Here is an 18,877-nt window from a genome sequence, read left to right on the forward strand (position 1 = left end):
GATTAAACATTGACAAAACAAAGACAGGTAATATTAGTTACAGATGGGGATGAGTATGCAGCAAGAACAATCGAATATGTTGCAGCTGAAATAGGTGGAAGAGTAATATCTAGAACTCAAGGAAATCCGACAACTTTGAGTGGACCACACATTGTTCAGCTTATTCTCGAGGCTAAAAATGATCCTGTTTTTGTTATGTTTGATGATTGTGGATTATTAGGTGAAGGAGCAGGTGAAACGGCCTTGAAATATGTGGCCGGACATCAAAATATTGAAGTACTTGGTGTGATTGCTGTCGCATCAAAGACACATCAAACCGAGTGGGCAAAAGTAGATGTAAGTATTGATCGTTTCGGTGAGTTAACAGAATACGGTGTAGATAAAGGTGGGTTAAAGGATCTTGAGGTTGGGAGGATAAGTGGTGACACTGTTTATTGCCTAGACGAGATTGATGTTCCAATTATTGTAGGAATAGGTGACATCGGCAAAATGGCGCGAAAGGACAGTGTGAAAAACGGTTGTCCAGTCACAATGAAAGCTGTAAAACTTATTTTAGAAAGGAGCGGCTATCATGACAACAAAAACTGATAAGAAACCAATATCAGGAAATCTTGCGGAAAATGAACGGTACTTTAAAGAAAATGTAGGATTAAATATTAGTTTTGATTTAGGCATAAGAAAGCTATATATTTTAGATTACCAAGTCAATATGTATTTTTTAAACGGGCTATGTGATACAGGCTATATTACTGAGATCTTAAAGAATGTCACATCCATTAGTGACAATGAGGTAGATCATACAAAATTTAAGGAAATCCTTGAGAATCGAATCGTTAACCAATCAGTACAAAAAATAAAAACATTAGATGAAGTTGTTGATCAAGTTCTTTCAGGTTTAATTGTATTTTTAATGGAAGGCAGTGATTTCGGCTATGTTGTAGATGTAAGGAGTTATCCTGGACGGCAGCCTGCAGAGCCTGATACAGAAAAAATTGTTCGAGGAGCAAGAGATGGCTTTGTTGAAAATATCATTGTAAATACGGGGCTAATTAGACGAAGAATTAGAGATGAGCGTTTAAGATATGAAATGATGAGAATTGGAGAACGATCTAAAACCGATCTATGTATTGCTTATATAGAAGATGTTGCAGATCCTGGGCTAGTAAAAACAATTAAAAAGGAATTAGAAACAATCAAAATAGACGGAATTACAATGGCAGACAAAACGATCGAGGAATTTTTAGTGAGACAGGGATTTAACCCTTATCCATTAGTACGTTATACAGAGAGACCAGATGTTGCAGCAAATCATTTATTGGAAGGACATGTCATACTTATTGTTGATACATCACCAAGTGTTATCATTACTCCAACAACATTGTTTCATCATGTTCAACATGCGGAAGAATATCGCCAGGCCCCTGCAGTAGGGACATTTTTAAGATGGGTTCGATTTTTAGGCATTATCTCGTCTGTCTTTCTTTTGCCACTATGGTTTCTATTTGTTTTAGAGCCTTCCTTATTGCCAAATGAAATAGCATTTATTGGTCCAACTGATCAAAAGAATATTCCAATTGTTGTCCAAATTTTCCTCGCAGACTTCGGTCTGGAATTCCTAAGAATGGCTGCCATACACACACCAACATCATTATCTACTGCAATGGGTTTAATCGCTGCAGCGTTAATCGGACAAATAGCTATTGATGTTGGTTTGTTTGTACCAGAGGTTATTTTATATGTTGCAGTTGCGGGTATCGGAACGTTTGCAACTCCTAGTTATGAGTTAAGTGTTGCAAATAAAATGTCACGTTTGATTTTATTGGTTGCTGTTGCATTATTTAAGCTAGAAGGCTTTGTAATAGGCTGTACACTATTTGTTTTACTGCTAGCAAGCATTCGTTCACTTAACACTCCATACTTATGGCCCTTTTTACCTTTTAATGCAAAAGCCTTATGGCAAATCATTATTCGAACATCTGTACCGGGTGCAAAACTTAGACCAAGCATTGTTCATCCTCAAAATGTAAAAAAACAATCAAATTAGGGTAAAGCGACATTGAAAGAACCCCTCTTTTATGATATTGTATGTTTAATTTATTAAGGAATCTTTTGTAACAGACAGTTAATGACCAGCTGGTGTTAACTGTCTTTTTCCTTTTAAGATCAATAGACGGCTTATTAATAATGGATGTTGTTTTTTTCGCACAATAGGGATTGTTAAAGATCTGTTGGGGGACTACTAGTGTTTTTAGTTTGTTTAAAGCGTCATAAAGAACATTGCTTCTTAACTAGCCTAGATATAGTAGAAAGAGGGGATAATAGTTGTTCTTACATGGTACGAGCAAGATAAATGAAGAAGGACATTTAGAAATAGGCGGAGTCGATACGATAACATTAGCTAAAGAATATGGTACACCTCTTTATATTTATGATGTGGCTTTAATAAAAGACCGTGCTAATAGCTTTAAGAAGGCCTTTGAAAATATGGGTGTTAGTGCACAAGTGGCTTATGCTAGTAAAGCCTTTTCATCGATTGCAATGTTCCAATTAATTGATGAACTGGGTTTATCATTGGATGTTGTGTCTGGAGGGGAGCTTTTTACGGCAATTACTTCTGGTTTTCCTGCATCGAGAATCCATTTACATGGAAATAATAAGAGTCGCGCAGAATTAAAAATGGCTTTAGAACATGGAGTAGGTTGTATCGTTGTAGATAATTTTTATGAAATTTCCCTGCTTGAAGAATTATCTAAGGGTAATAGTAAACAAGTACCAGTTCTTTTACGTGTAACTCCAGGTGTTGAAGCACATACACATGATTATATAACAACAGGTCAAGAAGATTCAAAATTCGGTTTTGGACTATTAAATGGTCAAATCGAACAAGCAATTGAAGCTGTTTTGAAATCAGAAGGCATTCATTTATTAGGAATTCATTGCCATATCGGGTCACAAATTTTTGATACGGCTGGATTTGTTCTTGCGGCTGAGAGAGTCTTTGAAAAAATTAACACCTGGAGAGAAAAATTCTCCTTTACACCAGAGGTTGTTAATTTAGGCGGAGGATTTGGGATTCGTTATACAGAGGAAGATGAGCCTCTACCAGCAACTTATTATGTGGAACAAATTGTTGAAGCAGTAAAAAAACAGGTGAATGAGATGGGAATAAACATGCCTGAAATCTGGATCGAACCAGGCCGTTCACTTGTTGGAGACGCAGGTACGACGCTTTATACAGTAGGCTCACAAAAAACAGTACCTAATATTAGAGAATACGTTGCAATTGATGGTGGTATGAGTGATAATATCCGTCCTGCACTTTATCAAGCAAAATATGAAGCAGTTTTAGCGAATAGAGTTGCTGAAAAACATGATAGACCAGTATCAATTGCAGGTAAATGCTGTGAAAGCGGAGATATGTTAATTTGGGATTTACCACTACCAGAGGTTAAACCAGAGGATATCTTAGCTGTTTTCTGTACAGGAGCTTATGGATATTCGATGGCGAATAATTATAACAGAATTCCTCGACCAGCAGTTGTTTTCGTGGAAAATGGAGAATCACAGCTTGTAATAAAAAGGGAAAGCTTTGAAGATCTAATTGCGAATGATCTACCTTTAAAATCAAAAGTATCGCAAAATTAAGAAAATAGAATTAATGCTTTTATATAATTTATAACAGTAAGAGGAGCAACGGAAAAACGTTGCTCCTCTTACTGTTATATTCAGATATCTATTAATTCATTGCGGATTGCTCATTATTAGTAAAGATGGAAATAATCGCATTCCATAAGGCAATAAAGAAATCCTTCACTTGTTGTAAGAAGGTTTGACCTTCCTCAGAGTTCAGGAAGTTTGATATTTTATCTTGAGCCTTATCAAGCTGCTGACCAACTTGATTCCAATCGATATTAATGTCCTTCATTTTATTAAATAGTTCAATTAGACTGTTAATATCTGCTTCTGATAAGGTAATTCCGAGGTCTTTGGCTGCATTTTCGATAAGTGTTCTAAGATCAGCTTCTGTTTCAGGAACGCCATTTTTTGCGATTTCGTCTTTGATTTTTGCCATAAGGGCTGAGGCATTTTCAGCACCAACTTCATCACCAAGCTTTGCTGTTGTGACAAGTTCCTCATTAGCTACTTGCTTAACATCCTCAGGTATCGCTTCATCTGAAGAAATTTCGTAGGCCTTTATTAATCCAGTTAATGCAGCAGTTCCTGAAACTTCAAATGGAGCTGTAACATAGATTGTTGCATCCTTAACACCAGCTGTCATGAGTGCATTTAAATACATTTCATCAGTTACCCAGTTAATATTTTTCGTACTTACCTCAAGTCCGGAACCTTCTTTTTCAATTGTTATACTTGTTGAAGAAATAGCTTTCGTCCCTATTGTTGCTTTAGGAATATAATCACCTAAATATTTATGTTCTTCTTTATTAGAAACGGTGATGATTTGATTCTGTTCGGTTGCGTTCATTTCTTTTAGCAGATTTTGTTTTTGTTGTTCAGTTAAATTTTCCCCAAGTGTAATTATTAGGTCACCAACCACTGCATCCGCATGGCTTAGTGATGGAAATGCAAATAGTAATACAGCAATTAAGCTTAAAACATACTTTTTCAAAGGTGAATCCTCCTTTATTTGTAAAGCAAGTGTCTTTAATACAATCTATTATAGTGTTTTTTTTCAAAAGTCAATAGTATTTTGAAGTTTATTCCTTTATTTTAGGTTTTATTTCGTTTAGATGAAGGGTATCATTTTTCTAGTTAATCAACAATATCGTATTTGGTAAAATATTTGTTTCTCGCTCCAAGTACCACCAGAATGGTAAATGCTGTCGAAGGTTACGACACCTTTTGCGTTTCTTATTTGCTGTTCACTCCTTGATTATAGTAGAATAGAAAGGTATTCATGTCTATTAGACGTATTAAACTTATTGGAGGTTACATACATATGAAAAAAGCACAAATTACAATGGAAAATGGAGATACACTTGGTATCGAATTATTTCCAAATGAAGCACCTGGTACGGTAGCTAACTTTGAAAAATTAGCAAATGAAGGTTTTTACAATGGTTTAACATTTCACCGTGTAATCCCTGGATTTGTTGCACAAGGCGGCTGTCCACAAGGTACAGGTACTGGTGGTCCTGGTTATTCAATTAAGTGTGAAACACAAGGAAACCCGCATAAGCATGAAGCAGGTTCTTTATCAATGGCACATGCAGGTAAAGATACTGGTGGAAGCCAATTCTTCATCGTTCATGAGCCACAACCCCATTTAAATGGAGTTCATACTGTTTTTGGTAAGGTTAATGAAAATCTTGAAGCAGTATATAAAATTAAGCCAAACGATGTTATGAAGGAAGTAAAAGTGTACGAAGAGTAAGAACAATTTAAAAGCTGCGACTGTTCATTTGAGAATAGTTTCAGCTTTTTGTTTTATTTAAATATCTAAAAGATTGCATATATCACATTATACGGATAAAATAAAATTATAACTTCATATTTCGTTTTACATTCTTCGGGGCAGGGTGGAATTCCCTACCGGCGGTGATGAAGCTAAAATAGCTTCTTAGTCCGTGACCCGTTAATATATATTAACGGTGGATCTAGTGAAACTCTAGAGCCGACAGTTAAAGTCTGGATGGGAGAAGAATTGCGCGATTTTGCGGCGTATTAAAATTTGTTTAAAAATCAATTTTTAATACTCTTATTTGACTTACTCAAATATCAATTTCTTAAATTAAAAGCCCTAGTCTATTGACTATGGGCTTTTTTAAAACGATAAAAAAGTATATGTTTTTAGTACTTAGTTTTCGTGTCTAGCTCCAGGCGCTGTCAGCTTAAGTCATATGCCTTCGTATGCTTATTGACCGATAACTGGCGCCGTGTACTTTTCTCGAGTAAACGTAAATATGGACATCTTTATCAAAGGGGAGGTCTATATGTTTATTAATAGCTATTAGTATGCAGCAAAGTGAGGGAACTTAATGTTTACAGGAATTGTTGAAGAAATTGGTACGATATCAAGCGTTCAAGGTTCTAAGGACGCAATTGTTTTTACAATAGCAGCCAAAAAAATAATGGGTGATATGTCCTTGGGGGATAGTATTTCCGTTAACGGAGTTTGTTTAACAGTTACAGATTTCAGTCCAGCTTCTTTTTCTGTTGATGTGATGCCTGAAACTGTAAAAGACACGTCGTTAAACCAATTAAAGCAAGGTTCCAAAGTTAATTTGGAAAGAGCGATGGCTGCTAACGGTCGTTTCGGAGGACATTTTGTTTCAGGGCATGTTGATGGAATAGCTAAAATTAGTAAAAAACAACGTGTTTCAAATGCTGTTTATTACGAATTACAGGTAGCAGAAGAGTTAACAGATACTCTAATTCATAAAGGTTCGATCACAATTGATGGAATTAGTTTAACAATATTTGGTCTGGAAAAAGATAAAGTTGTTATTTCAATTATTCCTCATACGCTAACAGAGTCAATCCTCGGTACGAAAGTTGTTGGAGACATTGTTAATATTGAATGCGATATGATTGGTAAGTATATAAAAAAATTTATTAACCAACAGGTAAATCCAAAGAACTCTTCATTGAGTAAATCATTTTTAGCAGATAATGGATTTTATTAAGGGACGAAAACACCTTTATTATTGATTGGAAATGATAAAGATGAAGGAGGCTTGACAATGTTTCATAAAATAGAAGATGCCATTCATGATCTAAAAGAAGGTAAGGTTATTATAGTTGTTGATGACGAAGATAGGGAAAATGAAGGGGATTTTGTCTCCTTAGCAGATCGAGTGACACCAGAAACGATTAATTTTATGATTAAGCACGGAAGAGGATTAGTTTGCGTTCCGATTACTGAACAACAAGCTAAAAGATTAGAACTAACGCCGATGGTTAATCAAAACACAGATCCACATGGTACTGCCTTCACTGTTAGTGTTGATTATAAATCGAATAAAACGGGAATCAGTGCATTTGAACGTGCGGACACCGTTAAAGCATTACTAGCAGATGATACAAATCCATCCGATTTTAAACGTCCAGGTCATACATTTCCATTAGTGGCTAAGGAAGGTGGAGTACTTCGGAGAGCAGGCCATACTGAAGCAGCTGTGGATTTATCCATTCTTTGCGGTGCAAAGCCTGGTGGTGTTATTTGTGAAATCATTAAAGAAGATGGTACGATGGCGAGAGTACCTGATTTACTAATAATTGCTGAACAGCTAGATTTGAAAATCATTACGATTAAGGATTTAATCCAATACCGTAATCGAAGCGAAAAATTAGTTAAGAGAGAAATAGAAATTGATTTACCAACAGAATATGGATCATTTAAAGCCATAGGTTATTCTAACTCATTAGATGATAAAGAACATGTTGCACTTGTAAAAGGTGAAATTGATACAACTGTACCCACATTAGTAAGAGTGCATTCTGAGTGCTTAACAGGTGATGTTTTTAGTTCATATCGATGTGATTGTGGTCCACAATTGCACGCAGCACTTGCACAAATTGAGAAAGAGGGCAAAGGTGTATTATTGTATATGCGCCAAGAAGGCAGGGGCATTGGTTTACTAAATAAAATGAGAGCGTATAAGCTTCAAGAGCAAGGGTATGATACAGTAGCAGCAAATGAAAAGCTAGGCTTTGCTCCTGATCTCCGAGATTATGGAATTGGTGCTCAAATCCTAAAAGATTTAGGAATTGAAAAAATGAACCTATTAACGAATAATCCTAGGAAAATTGCAGGACTTGAAGGATACGACTTAACTGTTGTTGATCGAGTACCTATTGAAATGCCGGCAAGAGAAGAGAATGAACAATACTTAAGAACAAAGTATGAAAAACTTGGACATTATTTACATTTTTAATACAAACAAATCAGGAGGAATTATAGATGAAAACATTTGAAGGTCATTTAATTGGTAGTGGATTAAAGGTAGCGATCGTAGTTGCTCGTTTCAATGAATTTATTACGTCTAAGCTGTTAGGTGGAGCAGAGGATGGGTTAAGAAGGCACGGTGTAGAAGAAGAAAATGTAACTGTAGCTTGGGTTCCCGGTGCTTTTGAATTACCTCTAATAGCAAAAAAACTTGCTGAAACAGGGAATTATGATGCTGTTATTACATTAGGTACAGTTATTCGTGGAGCAACAACTCATTATGATTATGTTTGTAATGAGGCAGCTAAAGGTGTCTCTAAAGCATCTTTATCAACAGGTGTTCCAGTAGTATTTGGTGTTTTAACAACTGAAACAATTGAGCAAGCAGTAGAGAGAGCTGGCACAAAGGCTGGTAACAAAGGATATGAAGCAGCCGTTACAGCTATTGAAATGTCAAATTTACTTAAAGCCCTACATTAATTTTACAAAAAGTGTTTAAAATCGATAAAAAACTGTTTATAATGTTTTGAGAAGTAGTTTTCTTGAAATTCAAACATCAGCAATATAAAAGGGTATCATGTTTCGTTTTTGTATCTTATATTTTTTATCGACGCTTGACTAATGCTTTCGCTTTTTAGGAAGCTATTTCGTTAATGAGGGGTATTTATGTTAATACGTTATAAAAAAAGTTTTGAAAAAATTGCAATGGGTCTCTTGTCATTTATGCCAGGTGAAAAGGATCTTAAGCAATTACAACAAACTATTAAGCAATATGAAACGACAGATGATTGGCAGTTGTTTCTATGGAAACAAGAAGAGGATATTATTGGTGCCATTGGAGTTGTTTTTAAAGGTGAGGACCTGGTAGAAGTTCAACATATCTCAGTGAATCCTTCCCATAGGCAACAAGGTATCGGTAAACGTATGGTAAATGCAGTAAGAGACCTATACAAAAACAAATCTGTTGTTCCTAATGACGAAACAGAGGCATTCTTTAAAAAGTGTAATGCTGATAAAGACCTAGATTGTTAGTGAAAGGCCAGAGATCAATTTATTGTGATCTCTGGCTTTAACTATTATTTAGAGTTTCTGGACCTTTTTCGTATTTCAAGCTGCTGTAATCGTTGTTCAATAACAGCAGATCGATTTCGTTTTTTATGCTTATGAATTAAATACTCATCCAATAAGTCACTATCTTTTCCCCATACCTTATGTGAGTCTTTACATTGCATTTTGCACATGTGTAACAATTCCTTATCGATGATTGGTAAATTGAAGCTATAGTAGCCTCTTTTATCTAGAATTTCGTTTTTTCGCTTTTTTAATTCGTTAATTAGCTCTTCACTATGTAATCCAAGCTTTTCAATTGCCTGTCTATCATTCTCCAATAACTGAATTGAATTTGAAATCATTCGCAATGCTCCGGAAAAATTCCCTCGCCTTTGATGATATAAGCCAACAGCAATTTGAATAAGACCAACCCAGTATTTTTTCCGGTTCTTAGGTGGATCAGCTTTCCAATGCTCTTCTAACACTTCATGGCACTCAAAATAATCCCGTTCACAATGAAAGTGTAGGAGATATTCTATAAAGGCACGGTCATACATACTCGTTTCATCCCTTCAGTGATTCTATATATATAATTGTATCATAAAAGTAAACAAAGACTGCTGATACACTCAGCAGCCTCTTGCATTCTTTAGTATAACCAAGCAGCACCAACGATAATTAATAAAATAAACAATACAACGATTAACGCAAATCCTCCACCATAGTTAAAACCATGTTCACCCATGTTTAATTCCTCCTTAATGTTTAGCTATTACATTTGTAATATATGAGGAAAGAGCTGAAATGTATGGGCGAATGACCAATTATTAGGTATTTTTCTTACAACTAGTTATGAATATTTTTGTTAAAATACCTTAAATATTATTGGACATGCTTAAATTTTACTCTATACTATATGTTGGCTAGTTGTAAGAATGGTGGGATATAAAATTGCAATATCATGTGAAGATTGATGCTTTTGAAGGTCCATTAGACCTTTTACTACATTTAATTAATCGTTTAGAAATTGATATATATGATATTCCTGTTTCAGAAATTACAGAGCAATACATGCTTTACATTCACACAATGCAAGAGTTGCAGCTTGATATTGCATCCGAATATTTAGTTATGGCAGCTACATTGCTTTCAATTAAAAGTAGAATGCTTTTACCAAAACAAGATGAAGAGCTATTTGAGGATGAATATGGAGAAGAGCCAGAAGAAGATCCTCGGGAAGAGTTAATGAGAAGGTTAATTGAGTATCGTGTTTATAAAGAAGCAGCTGAGGACTTACGTACTCTTGAAGAAGACCGGTCACAGGTCTTTACTAAGCCACCTAGTGATTTAAGTGAATACGGCACATTGCCAGTAAATCAAATGGATTCTTTGAATGTTTCTTTATATGACATGCTTGGTGCATTTCAAAAAATGTTAAGAAGAAAGAAAATACAAAAACCAATCCAAACAAAAATAGCTAGGCAAGAAATTCCAATTGAAAAAAGAATGGAAGAGATCTTAGATGATTTACGATCAAGTCCTGGGAGACGTCGATTTGTGGATTTATTTCCATCCAACAGTAAAGATCATTTAGTCGTTACGTTTTTAGCAATATTAGAATTGATGAAATCACATTCGATATTAATTGAACAAGAAAATAATTTTGCAGATATTTATATTATGGGGAGTGAGTAGCTCATGTCCTTAGGTTTAATTGAGTGGAAAGCTATTGTAGAAGCTCTTTTATTTGCTTCAGGTGATGAGGGTCTTTCTTTAAAACAGTTTACGGTTGTTTTAGAACTAGAAGAACAGGAAGTCATTGATATATTAGAAGAGCTGTCACAAAGTTATAAAGGAAATGAACGTGGAATAGAATTAGTCGTAGTTGCAGGACAATACCAATTAACTACGAAAAAGGATCATGCAATTTATTTGAAAAGATTAGTTGAAGCACCTGTAAATGCTTCACTATCACAAGCAGCGCTTGAAACTTTAGCTATTGTTGCCTATAGACAACCAATTACAAGAACTGAAATTGAAGAAATCCGTGGAGTGAAAACAGAGCGTCCAATCCAGACCCTTGTAGCAAAAATTCTAATAAAAGAGGTTGGTAGGGCAGAAGGTACAGGTCGCGCCATACTATATGGTACAACAAAGGAATTCCTTGAATATTTCGGATTGAAATCAATAAAAGAGCTTCCACCTCTTCCGGATAAAGAAAATGAAGAATATGAACAGGAAGAAGCAGACTTATTCTTTGAAAAATTTAATGAAACATTAGAGGAACTAAAATAATGAACTAAGACTGACTTAGGGGTAATGTTCAATGCTTGCTAAAAAGGCAAAAGCGTGAAATTACCTGAGTCAGTCTTATTTCGTATGTTCAGTTTTTAAAATAATAAGCATATACTATTCGAGAAGTTGCTCCTAGCTTTTATTGATTATACATATGACGAAAAGGGTGTGTATGATGGAAAATACACGTGTAAAATCAGAACTTAAGAGAGTAGTAGTATTTTTGGAGAATGTAGTCGATAAAATAACGAATTATTTGAATGTTACTACAATCACATCTTTAGAAAATGAAATAGCTGGCGACAAGGACTACTTCTTAAAATTGTTAAAATCCATTCGAAAGCTTGTAGTATTTTGTGAGGAGGCACTTGATGCCTGTATTACTATTTTAAGGAATCAGCCTTTTAAAGAAGATGTGGCAAACCAACTACTTTTTAAAGTGTATCAGCAATGTATTGAAAGATATTTTCACCCCAAGAATGATGTTTGGTACGAAGATAGTCGTAGTGCCTATTCAAGCACAAAAGCGATTGTTTTTAGAAAAACACCACCTCCTTCATTAGCCGATTTAATCACCGCCTTTGAAGACGATTTTCAAGTAGTTAGAGAGGTATTAGATAAAGGAGTCCAGCCACAATTTTGAAATTTCCATTCATAAGCTTTGTCCACGTGCATAAACTTGTACAAAACAAGTAAGAGGACGTGATAGCTTTGCTGCATATAAAGAAAGTGACAACTGGTTTTATCATCATTTTTTTGCTGCTAACATTATTTCCGCACCAGTCACAAGCAATAGGTGTGAGTGCGAGAGCTGCGATATTAATTGATCAGGAATCTGGTAGAGTTCTCTATGAAAAAGATGCTCACACTAAGATGAGAATTGCAAGTATTACGAAGATTATGACGGCAATTCTTGCAATTGAATCCGGTAAGCTCGATACAATGGTAAAAGTTAGTGAAAATGCACTTAAGGCTGAAGGATCCGCTATTTATTTGCAAAAGGGAGAAAAAATAAAATTAGAGGATTTAGTATATGGACTAATGCTACGTTCCGGAAATGATGCAGCAGTAGCAATCGCCGAACATGTTGGAGGAAGTCTTGAAGGCTTCGTGGTAATGATGAATCAAAAAGCTGAAGAAATTGGGATGACAAACACGGAATTTGCAAATCCGCATGGACTAGACGATCATGAAAATCATTATTCCACAGCTTACGATATGGCTATATTAACTCAATATGCTATGCAAAATGAAACATATCAAAAGATTTCTAGTACTGAAACCCATAGAGCCCCCAATCCTAATGAAAAATGGGACAGAGTATGGCATAACAAAAATAAATTGTTAACTAGCCTTTACGAATATAGCACAGGAGGAAAGACGGGTTATACAGTAAGAGCGAAACGAACCCTTGTCTCAACAGCATCAAAGGATGGATTTAATACCATTGTTGTTACCTTAAATGATCCAAATGATTGGAAGGATCATATGAATCTTCACAACTATGCCTATAACAATTTTGAACTTGTAAATATAAAACGGCAGGGAACACTTGGTAAACTAGACAACGATTTTTATAAAGAAAGAGTGTTTATTAGTAGAAATGTCATTTATCCCTTAACTGCTGAAGAACTACAAAAAGTGAAAATTAATCTTTCCTTGATAACACCTAATAAGAAATGGAAAGACCCTGAGGATGTCCCTGATGTTGTAGGGGAAATGTCTGTTATGCTCGATAAAAATGAAATTGCAGAGGTTCCAATTTACTTTGACAATGGTCAAGTTGAAAAGCCAAAAGGTTCATTCTGGGAGCTGTTTAAAAGTCTTTTTTTTGCTGCAGCAGGAGTAAATAAATATGGTTAATCTCATATGGGTTCTTTTAACTGTGATCGGTATTGTCTTTGCGATGTTTAATGGAACAATGGAGCAAGTAAATGAAGCTGTTTTTAAAGGTGGAAAAGAAGCAATAACGATTTCATTTGGGTTAATTAGTGTATTAGTATTTTGGCTAGGTTTAATGAAGATTGCTGAAAAAGCAGGATTATTAGAAAAGCTAGGTAACTTATTTAAGCCAATTGTATCTAGGCTTTTTCCAGAGGTGCCACCTGAACATCCGGCAATGGGGTATATGATCTCCAATATGATGGCCAACCTTTTTGGTTTAGGAAATGCCGCAACACCATTAGGAATTAAAGCAATGGAACAATTAAAAGTCTTAAATGGAAATTCAGATAAAGCTAGTAGATCAATGATTACGTTCCTAGCAATAAACACTTCAAGTTTAACATTAATTCCAACGACAGTGATTGCGATTATGATGACCTATGGTTCTTCCTCACCAACAAGTATAGTCGGACCCACATTAATAGCTACATTCCTTTCAACTATTGGTGCTATTTTAATAGATCGATTCTTTTACTATCGGAGAAAGAGAAAAGGGTGAATAGAACATGGGAATCATTGGGGTAATATCATTATGGTTTATACCAGTTATCATCGGCTTTATCCTTATATACGGTACCTTAAAAAAGGTACCAACGTATGAAACCTTTGTGGAAGGTGGAAAAGAGGGCATTACTATTTCATTTTCAATCATTCCATATTTAGTTGGGATGCTTGTTGCTATCTCAATCTTCCGTGCTTCAGGTGCATTAGAATTTTTGATGAATATAATGAAGCCTGCATTAGATATTCTAAATATTCCGGCAGAAATAGTACCTTTAGCTTTTATTCGCCCAATCTCAGGGACAGCTGCCTTAGGACTAACCTCCGATATAATTGCTACATATGGACCTGATTCATTTATCGGAATGCTAGCAGCAACAATGCAAGGTAGTACAGATACAACATTGTATGTACTGACCGTGTATTTCGGTGCAGTTGGTATTAAAAAAATGGGTGATGCTTTGAAGGTAGGCTTATTAGCTGATCTTGTGGGGATTATTGCTTCAATTGTTATTGTCACATTGATGTTTTCATAGGATGAAATTCATACTAAATTGAAAGAGGCTGGCCCGTTTAGGTCAGTCTCTTTATGATGCATATAACAAAACTAGCGGTTAAACGTAATTTAAACATAGAATAGGAATTGTGGTATGATGGTAAAGCACAATTTGACGTTTAATATCGAAAAAATGATAATAGGTGAAATGATAGTAAATTGATGTTGTTTTTTTTAACTAAACTTGTCGAAACTTGTGAAAAAAACTGGAAAGCAGTAATATGTTAACGAGGTGAACAAGATGGAACGCTTACAAAAAGTAATTGCTCATGCCGGTGTAGCATCTAGAAGAAAAGCAGAGCAGTTAATATTAGAAGGTAAAGTAAAAGTGAATGGAAAAGTAGTAAAGGAACTCGGAATAAAAGTGACTGATCAAGATCGAGTCGAGGTTGAAGGAGTACCATTAGAACGGGAGGAACCTGTTTATTTATTATTGTATAAACCTACAGGTGTAATATCGGCTGCAAAAGATGATAAAAGTAGAAAGGTTGTTACGGACTTTTTCCCTTATATAAAGCAGCGGATTTATCCAATTGGAAGACTTGATTATGATACATCCGGACTGATACTTCTAACAAACGATGGTGAATTTGCCAATATTCTTATGCATCCACGCTATGAGGTTGAAAAAACATATGTTGCGAAAATTAAAGGCATCCCACTTCGTGAGAAGGTAAGACAACTTGAAAAGGGTGTTCATCTTGAGGATGGAAAAACGGCTCCTGCAAAAGTAAAGGTATTATCCGTAGACAAAAAAAAGCAGACGTGTATTATTGAGCTGAAAATACATGAAGGTCGTAATCGTCAAGTAAGACGAATGCTAGAAGCGATTGGTCACCCTGTCCAAAAGTTAAAAAGAGAACAATATGCATTTCTAGATTTAAAAGGTCTTGCTACAGGTGATTCAAGAGAGTTATCACCACATGAAGTCAAACAGCTTCGAGCTCTTGCTCTCCATGGCAACAAGTAAGACAATTTTCACATAAACTTCAAAAACTGCAGCAAACCATCTATATGGATAATGTTATAATGACACTGAATGTTTAAGGGTAGGGGAGTTTGTAAATGAAGAAGAAACGTTTACTTATGCGCTCTATTATATTAATTTTATTAATTGGTGCGTTAGGATATACATTATATTCAAATTTTATTGTGAGCAAAGAGAAGGTAAAGGTTGGGAGTGAAGCACCCGATTTTGTATTAACTGATTTAGAGGGAAAACAGCATCAGCTTTCAGATTACAAGGGTAAAGGTGTATTTTTAAACTTTTGGGGAACATGGTGTGAGCCTTGTGAACGAGAAATGCCTTATATGGATAATCAATATGAGTACTATAAAACTCAAGGTGTTGAAGTCTTAGCAGTTAATATTGCTGAATCCAATGTTGCGGTTCAAAGCTTTGTGGACAAACATGATTTGTCATTCCCTGTCATTTTGGATAAAGATCGTCAAGTGTTAAATGCTTATGGTGTAGGTCCTCTGCCAACAACGTTTCTAATTAACCCAGAGGGTGAAGTCGTACATATTACTTCAGGTTCATTGACAGAGAGAATGGTAAGGGATTTTATGGAACAGATTAAACCATAAATGGGGAGTTTTCAGCATGAATAAGGTACAATGTGAATGTAGTCATGCAAATCCGCAGGGAACACATATATGTGAATCATGTGGGAATACGATAGGTGATAAAGAGCAAAAAGAACCTAAACATCTATTGGATATGAAATATGAAGGATCTGCAAGACGTTCTCAAACTTATAAAAAGACATTTATAGATAAAATATGGAATTTCTTTTCATCTGTTAAAGTTGGAATATGGATCATTGTATTGCTCTTAATTGCTTCTGCACTAGGAACAGTTTTTCCACAGGAAATGTATATACCTCCGACAATGACCGCAAGTGAGTTCTATAAAGATGAATATGGAGTTCTAGGTCAGTTGTATTATGACTTAGGTTTCCATAATTTATATGGTTCATGGTGGTATATGATCTTAGTTGCATCATTAGGAATTTCACTCGTTATTGCAAGCTTAGATCGTTTTGTACCATTATATCGAGCATTGAAAAAGCAAGGTGTTACTAGACATGCATCGTTTATGAAGCGCCAGAGGTTGTTTAGTGCTACTAAAACTGATGAAACAAACCTTGAAACCATTAAAGAACGATTAACATCTCGCCGTTACAATGTTAGAGAAGAAAATGGAAACTTATTAGCAGAAAAAGGTCGTTTTTCAAGATGGGGTCCTTATGTCAATCATTGTGGATTAATATTATTCTTATTTGGGGCAATGCTTCGCTTTATACCTGGAATGTATGTTGATGAAGTGCTTTGGGTTAGAGAAGGAGAGACAGCAGTCATACCAGGAACCGAAGGGAAATACTACCTAGAAAATAAAGAATTTATAATGGAAGTTTACGAGAAAGACAAAGAAAATGAGGTCTTCGCGGATGCAATTACCCGTGTTGGAGACGGAAGTGTTGTTAAAAATTTCCAATCGAATGTTGTTTTATATGAAAGAAAAGGTGAAATTGTCCATGGTGCAGAGCCTAATCTTGAAGAGGTGAAGCAAGAAGAAATTCGTGTCAATGAACCACTTAAATTTAATTCTTTTTCACTTTATCAAGTAGATTATAAGCTAGATGAATTAAATAAAATGACATTTAGTTTAATAGATAAAGAAACAGAAAAGAGTTTTGGAGAAATTACAGTAGATCTTCTAGATCCTCAATCAAATTACGATTTAGGAAATGGATATAAAGTTGAAATTTCAACTTATCTTCCAGACTTTTTCTTTAATGAGGAAGGTGTTCCATCAACAAAAACAAGGATACCAAATAATCCTGCTTTTGTTTTCAAAATGATTACACCTGAAACTCCTAAAGGCGAGACAAGTTTTGTTGCAATTCAACAGACGATAGAGCCATCAGGAGATAATCAATACAAGATGAAATTTCAAGGTGTTGAAACAAAGAATTTAACAGCATTAACTGTCAGAAAAGATTTAACACTTTGGTTTTTAGCATTAGGTGGGGCAATTTTTATGATTGGTGTTATTCAAGGTATGTATTGGAATCATCGTCGAATTTGGATCAGACGTAGTGATGATGAATTATTAATTGCTGGTCACACAAATAAAAATTGGTACGGTTTGTCACAGGAATTGAAACTGATTTTAGATGGTACTTCTTTGACAATCCCTAAAGATCAAATGGAAAAAAAATAATTACTAATGAATAGAACTTCTGGACTTAGCTTTCTGTACTAGCTCCAATGCTTGTCCTATGAGGCTGTCATGGCACATACACATTTCTAAAAGGAGGGGAAAACGTGGCATCATTAAGTAGTACATTTTTAGAAATTGCGTTTATTTTGTATTTAGTGGCCATCTTTCTATTTGGTGGCTCAATCCGAGATAAACGAAGCAAGTTAGATAAAATGAGTAAGTGGACTATACTGGCAGTAGGGACAACCATTTTAGGTTTTGCTTCACAATTAGTCTATTTTATTACAAGATGGATAGCATCTGGGCATGCGCCGGTTAGTAATCTCTTTGAGTTTACAACAGCGTTTGGTATGATGCTTGTCCTCGCTTTCATAATCCTATTTTTCATATACAAAGTTGCAGTATTAGGTCTGTTTACTTTACCTATTGTTATTTTAATTATTGCATATGGAAGCATGTTTCCATCAGATATTAGTCCACTTATTCCATCATTACAAAGTCACTGGTTATACATTCACGTAACAACAGCTGCATTAGGTCAAGCAATTCTAGCAATCAGTGCGATCGCAGGGATTATACACCTTGTCACTGTTGTTGATCAAACAAAATCAACGAGTAAAACGCGATGGTTAGAATTTGTCATGTATATTCTAGTTATAACTATAGGGTTTATCGTTGTTACGTCAACATTTAAGGGACTGGGATATGAAGCAGAATTTAATTGGATTGATAAAAATGATCAAGAAGCTGTAATGACATTTAATTTACCGGCTTTAGTAGGTCCACATGAAGGAGAATTGGTGACAGAAGGAAAATTTGCACCTTTAGTTGAGCTTCCAGCACTTTTTTCTGCAAACAAGGTAAATACTGTTATATGGTCAACAATTGTAGGTACCCTTTTATATGGTTTATTTAGGCTATTATTTCGTAAACGAATCTCAGCTTTGCTTCAACCATTTACGAAAAATATTAATCTTGATCTCGTCGATGAAATTGGCTATCGTTCGGTTACAATTGGTTTTCCTGTATTTACACTAGGTGCATTGATCTTTGCAATGATTTGGGCACAAATCGCATGGACCCGATTTTGGGGTTGGGACCCGAAAGAGGTATGGGCACTAATTACTTGGTTATTTTATGCTGCATACTTACATCTCCGTCTCTCAAAAGGCTGGCATGGAGAGAAGTCAGCATGGCTTGCAGTTATAGGATTCGCAATCATTATGTTTAATTTGATTTTTGTTAATTTAGTTATCGCAGGCTTGCATTCTTATGCATAAAGAAAAGGAAATCCTAAAATAATAGTAAGATCGTCAATTAAATGTGCTAAGTAGCATAAAAATAATTGCAACGCTGCTATCAAAGCCTTCACTCCAATGCAGTGAAGGCTTTTCATTAT

21 protein-coding genes and 1 riboswitch are annotated in these 18,877 nt (G+C 35.3%); of the genes, 18 read left to right on the forward strand and 3 right to left on the reverse strand.

Annotation, left to right across the window (positions count from 1 at the left end):
- Positions 1–9 precede the first annotated feature (9 nt).
- The 3 genes from WCV66_RS13050 to lysA all read left to right on the forward strand — a co-directional run bounded on the left by WCV66_RS13050 (position 10) and on the right by lysA (position 3,645).
- Positions 10–588, forward strand: a complete 579-nt coding sequence (locus WCV66_RS13050; RefSeq protein ID WP_066330106.1) for a stage V sporulation protein AE — start codon at positions 10–12, stop codon at positions 586–588.
- The gene (locus WCV66_RS13055) at positions 572–2,044 is read left to right on the forward strand and encodes a spore germination protein (RefSeq protein WP_338789273.1); all 1,473 of its coding nucleotides are present in this window, start codon (positions 572–574) and stop codon (positions 2,042–2,044) included. The genes WCV66_RS13050 and WCV66_RS13055 overlap by 17 nt, the downstream gene beginning before the upstream one ends.
- 278 nt (positions 2,045–2,322) lie before the next feature.
- Complete coding sequence (gene lysA, locus WCV66_RS13060; RefSeq protein ID WP_338789274.1) at positions 2,323–3,645, forward strand: diaminopimelate decarboxylase; 1,323 nt, start codon at positions 2,323–2,325, stop codon at positions 3,643–3,645.
- Positions 3,646–3,736: 91 nt separating this feature from the next.
- Here the strand turns inward: lysA and WCV66_RS13065 are convergent, their stop codons facing one another.
- Positions 3,737–4,627, reverse strand: coding sequence for a DUF1002 domain-containing protein (locus WCV66_RS13065; protein ID WP_338789275.1), 891 nt, complete (start codon positions 4,625–4,627; stop codon positions 3,737–3,739).
- A gap of 330 nt (positions 4,628–4,957) precedes the next feature.
- Here WCV66_RS13065 and WCV66_RS13070 point away from each other — a divergent pair, with 330 nt between their 5' ends.
- The 5 genes from WCV66_RS13070 (at position 4,958) to WCV66_RS13090 (ending at position 8,938) form a co-directional block, all read left to right on the forward strand.
- The gene (locus WCV66_RS13070; RefSeq protein WP_066330089.1) at positions 4,958–5,392 is read left to right on the forward strand and encodes a peptidylprolyl isomerase; all 435 of its coding nucleotides are present in this window, start codon (positions 4,958–4,960) and stop codon (positions 5,390–5,392) included.
- A gap of 127 nt (positions 5,393–5,519) precedes the next feature.
- Positions 5,520–5,666: riboswitch (FMN riboswitch) on the forward strand.
- 330 nt (positions 5,667–5,996) lie between these two features.
- Positions 5,997–6,644, forward strand: coding sequence for a riboflavin synthase (gene ribE, locus WCV66_RS13075; protein ID WP_338789277.1), 648 nt, complete (start codon positions 5,997–5,999; stop codon positions 6,642–6,644).
- Between the two features lie 57 nt (positions 6,645–6,701).
- Entirely contained in the window at positions 6,702–7,895 is a 1,194-nt protein-coding gene (locus WCV66_RS13080) for a bifunctional 3,4-dihydroxy-2-butanone-4-phosphate synthase/GTP cyclohydrolase II (RefSeq protein WP_066330085.1), read from the forward strand.
- A gap of 26 nt (positions 7,896–7,921) precedes the next feature.
- Entirely contained in the window at positions 7,922–8,386 is a 465-nt protein-coding gene (gene ribE / locus WCV66_RS13085) for a 6,7-dimethyl-8-ribityllumazine synthase (protein WP_066330078.1), read from the forward strand.
- A gap of 186 nt (positions 8,387–8,572) precedes the next feature.
- Positions 8,573–8,938, forward strand: a complete 366-nt coding sequence (locus tag WCV66_RS13090; RefSeq protein ID WP_066330076.1) for a GNAT family N-acetyltransferase — start codon at positions 8,573–8,575, stop codon at positions 8,936–8,938.
- A 44-nt stretch (positions 8,939–8,982) separates the two neighbouring features.
- On the opposite strand, the gene WCV66_RS13095 is transcribed toward WCV66_RS13090, so the two are convergent.
- Positions 8,983–9,513 (reverse strand): DUF309 domain-containing protein, encoded by a 531-nt coding sequence (locus tag WCV66_RS13095; protein ID WP_338789278.1) that lies wholly within the window; start codon positions 9,511–9,513, stop codon positions 8,983–8,985.
- A gap of 92 nt (positions 9,514–9,605) precedes the next feature.
- Positions 9,606–9,701: a YjcZ family sporulation protein gene (locus tag WCV66_RS13100; RefSeq protein WP_136351138.1), complete on the reverse strand. Its 96-nt coding sequence runs from the start codon at positions 9,699–9,701 to the stop codon at positions 9,606–9,608.
- Between the two features lie 206 nt (positions 9,702–9,907).
- Here WCV66_RS13100 and WCV66_RS13105 point away from each other — a divergent pair, with 206 nt between their 5' ends.
- The 10 genes from WCV66_RS13105 to ccsB all read left to right on the forward strand — a co-directional run bounded on the left by WCV66_RS13105 (position 9,908) and on the right by ccsB (position 18,758).
- Positions 9,908–10,651, forward strand: a complete 744-nt coding sequence (locus tag WCV66_RS13105) for a segregation/condensation protein A (RefSeq protein ID WP_338789279.1) — start codon at positions 9,908–9,910, stop codon at positions 10,649–10,651.
- A gap of 3 nt (positions 10,652–10,654) precedes the next feature.
- On the forward strand, positions 10,655–11,251 hold the full coding sequence (gene scpB / locus WCV66_RS13110; protein ID WP_338789280.1) for an SMC-Scp complex subunit ScpB: 597 nt from the start codon (positions 10,655–10,657) through the stop codon (positions 11,249–11,251).
- Positions 11,252–11,426: 175 nt separating this feature from the next.
- The gene (locus tag WCV66_RS13115) at positions 11,427–11,894 is read left to right on the forward strand and encodes a DUF3907 family protein (protein WP_338789281.1); all 468 of its coding nucleotides are present in this window, start codon (positions 11,427–11,429) and stop codon (positions 11,892–11,894) included.
- Positions 11,895–11,962: 68 nt separating this feature from the next.
- Entirely contained in the window at positions 11,963–13,114 is a 1,152-nt protein-coding gene (locus WCV66_RS13120) for a D-alanyl-D-alanine carboxypeptidase family protein (RefSeq protein WP_413789647.1), read from the forward strand.
- Positions 13,107–13,694 carry a nucleoside recognition domain-containing protein gene (locus tag WCV66_RS13125; protein ID WP_338789283.1) on the forward strand — a complete coding sequence of 196 codons (588 nt, stop codon included), beginning with the start codon at positions 13,107–13,109 and terminating at the stop codon, positions 13,692–13,694. Before WCV66_RS13120 ends, WCV66_RS13125 begins: the two co-directional genes overlap by 8 nt.
- 7 nt (positions 13,695–13,701) lie before the next feature.
- Positions 13,702–14,232 carry a spore maturation protein gene (locus WCV66_RS13130; protein ID WP_338789284.1) on the forward strand — a complete coding sequence of 177 codons (531 nt, stop codon included), beginning with the start codon at positions 13,702–13,704 and terminating at the stop codon, positions 14,230–14,232.
- A gap of 261 nt (positions 14,233–14,493) precedes the next feature.
- The gene (rluB, locus tag WCV66_RS13135) at positions 14,494–15,222 is read left to right on the forward strand and encodes a 23S rRNA pseudouridine(2605) synthase RluB (RefSeq protein ID WP_338789285.1); all 729 of its coding nucleotides are present in this window, start codon (positions 14,494–14,496) and stop codon (positions 15,220–15,222) included.
- 95 nt (positions 15,223–15,317) lie between these two features.
- Positions 15,318–15,839, forward strand: coding sequence for a thiol-disulfide oxidoreductase ResA (resA, locus tag WCV66_RS13140; protein ID WP_338789286.1), 522 nt, complete (start codon positions 15,318–15,320; stop codon positions 15,837–15,839).
- Between the two features lie 16 nt (positions 15,840–15,855).
- Positions 15,856–17,478 carry a cytochrome c biogenesis protein ResB gene (locus WCV66_RS13145; protein ID WP_338789287.1) on the forward strand — a complete coding sequence of 541 codons (1,623 nt, stop codon included), beginning with the start codon at positions 15,856–15,858 and terminating at the stop codon, positions 17,476–17,478.
- Positions 17,479–17,582: 104 nt separating this feature from the next.
- Positions 17,583–18,758 carry a c-type cytochrome biogenesis protein CcsB gene (ccsB, locus tag WCV66_RS13150; protein WP_066330041.1) on the forward strand — a complete coding sequence of 392 codons (1,176 nt, stop codon included), beginning with the start codon at positions 17,583–17,585 and terminating at the stop codon, positions 18,756–18,758.
- Positions 18,759–18,877 lie beyond the last annotated feature (119 nt).

The organism is Metabacillus rhizosphaerae (assembly GCF_037201795.1).
Taxonomy (GTDB): domain Bacteria; phylum Bacillota; class Bacilli; order Bacillales; family Bacillaceae; genus Metabacillus; species Metabacillus rhizosphaerae.

Excerpts from the sequence above, each read along its gene's own strand:
- WCV66_RS13095 (WP_338789278.1), bottom strand. The coding sequence starts at position 9,513 with ATGTATGACCGTGCCTTTATAGAATATCTCCTACACTTTCATTGTGAA.
- WCV66_RS13125 (WP_338789283.1), top strand. The coding sequence starts at position 13,107 with ATGGTTAATCTCATATGGGTTCTTTTAACTGTGATCGGTATTGTCTTT.
- WCV66_RS13090 (WP_066330076.1), top strand. The coding sequence starts at position 8,573 with ATGTTAATACGTTATAAAAAAAGTTTTGAAAAAATTGCAATGGGTCTC.
- WCV66_RS13115 (WP_338789281.1), top strand. The coding sequence starts at position 11,427 with ATGGAAAATACACGTGTAAAATCAGAACTTAAGAGAGTAGTAGTATTT.
- WCV66_RS13100 (WP_136351138.1), bottom strand. The coding sequence starts at position 9,701 with ATGGGTGAACATGGTTTTAACTATGGTGGAGGATTTGCGTTAATCGTT.
- rluB (WP_338789285.1), top strand. The coding sequence starts at position 14,494 with ATGGAACGCTTACAAAAAGTAATTGCTCATGCCGGTGTAGCATCTAGA.
- scpB (WP_338789280.1), top strand. The coding sequence starts at position 10,655 with ATGTCCTTAGGTTTAATTGAGTGGAAAGCTATTGTAGAAGCTCTTTTA.
- WCV66_RS13145 (WP_338789287.1), top strand. The coding sequence starts at position 15,856 with ATGAATAAGGTACAATGTGAATGTAGTCATGCAAATCCGCAGGGAACA.
- WCV66_RS13070 (WP_066330089.1), top strand. The coding sequence starts at position 4,958 with ATGAAAAAAGCACAAATTACAATGGAAAATGGAGATACACTTGGTATC.
- ribE (WP_066330078.1), top strand. The coding sequence starts at position 7,922 with ATGAAAACATTTGAAGGTCATTTAATTGGTAGTGGATTAAAGGTAGCG.
- WCV66_RS13055 (WP_338789273.1), top strand. The coding sequence starts at position 572 with ATGACAACAAAAACTGATAAGAAACCAATATCAGGAAATCTTGCGGAA.
- resA (WP_338789286.1), top strand. The coding sequence starts at position 15,318 with ATGAAGAAGAAACGTTTACTTATGCGCTCTATTATATTAATTTTATTA.
- WCV66_RS13080 (WP_066330085.1), top strand. The coding sequence starts at position 6,702 with ATGTTTCATAAAATAGAAGATGCCATTCATGATCTAAAAGAAGGTAAG.
- ribE (WP_338789277.1), top strand. The coding sequence starts at position 5,997 with ATGTTTACAGGAATTGTTGAAGAAATTGGTACGATATCAAGCGTTCAA.
- WCV66_RS13130 (WP_338789284.1), top strand. The coding sequence starts at position 13,702 with ATGGGAATCATTGGGGTAATATCATTATGGTTTATACCAGTTATCATC.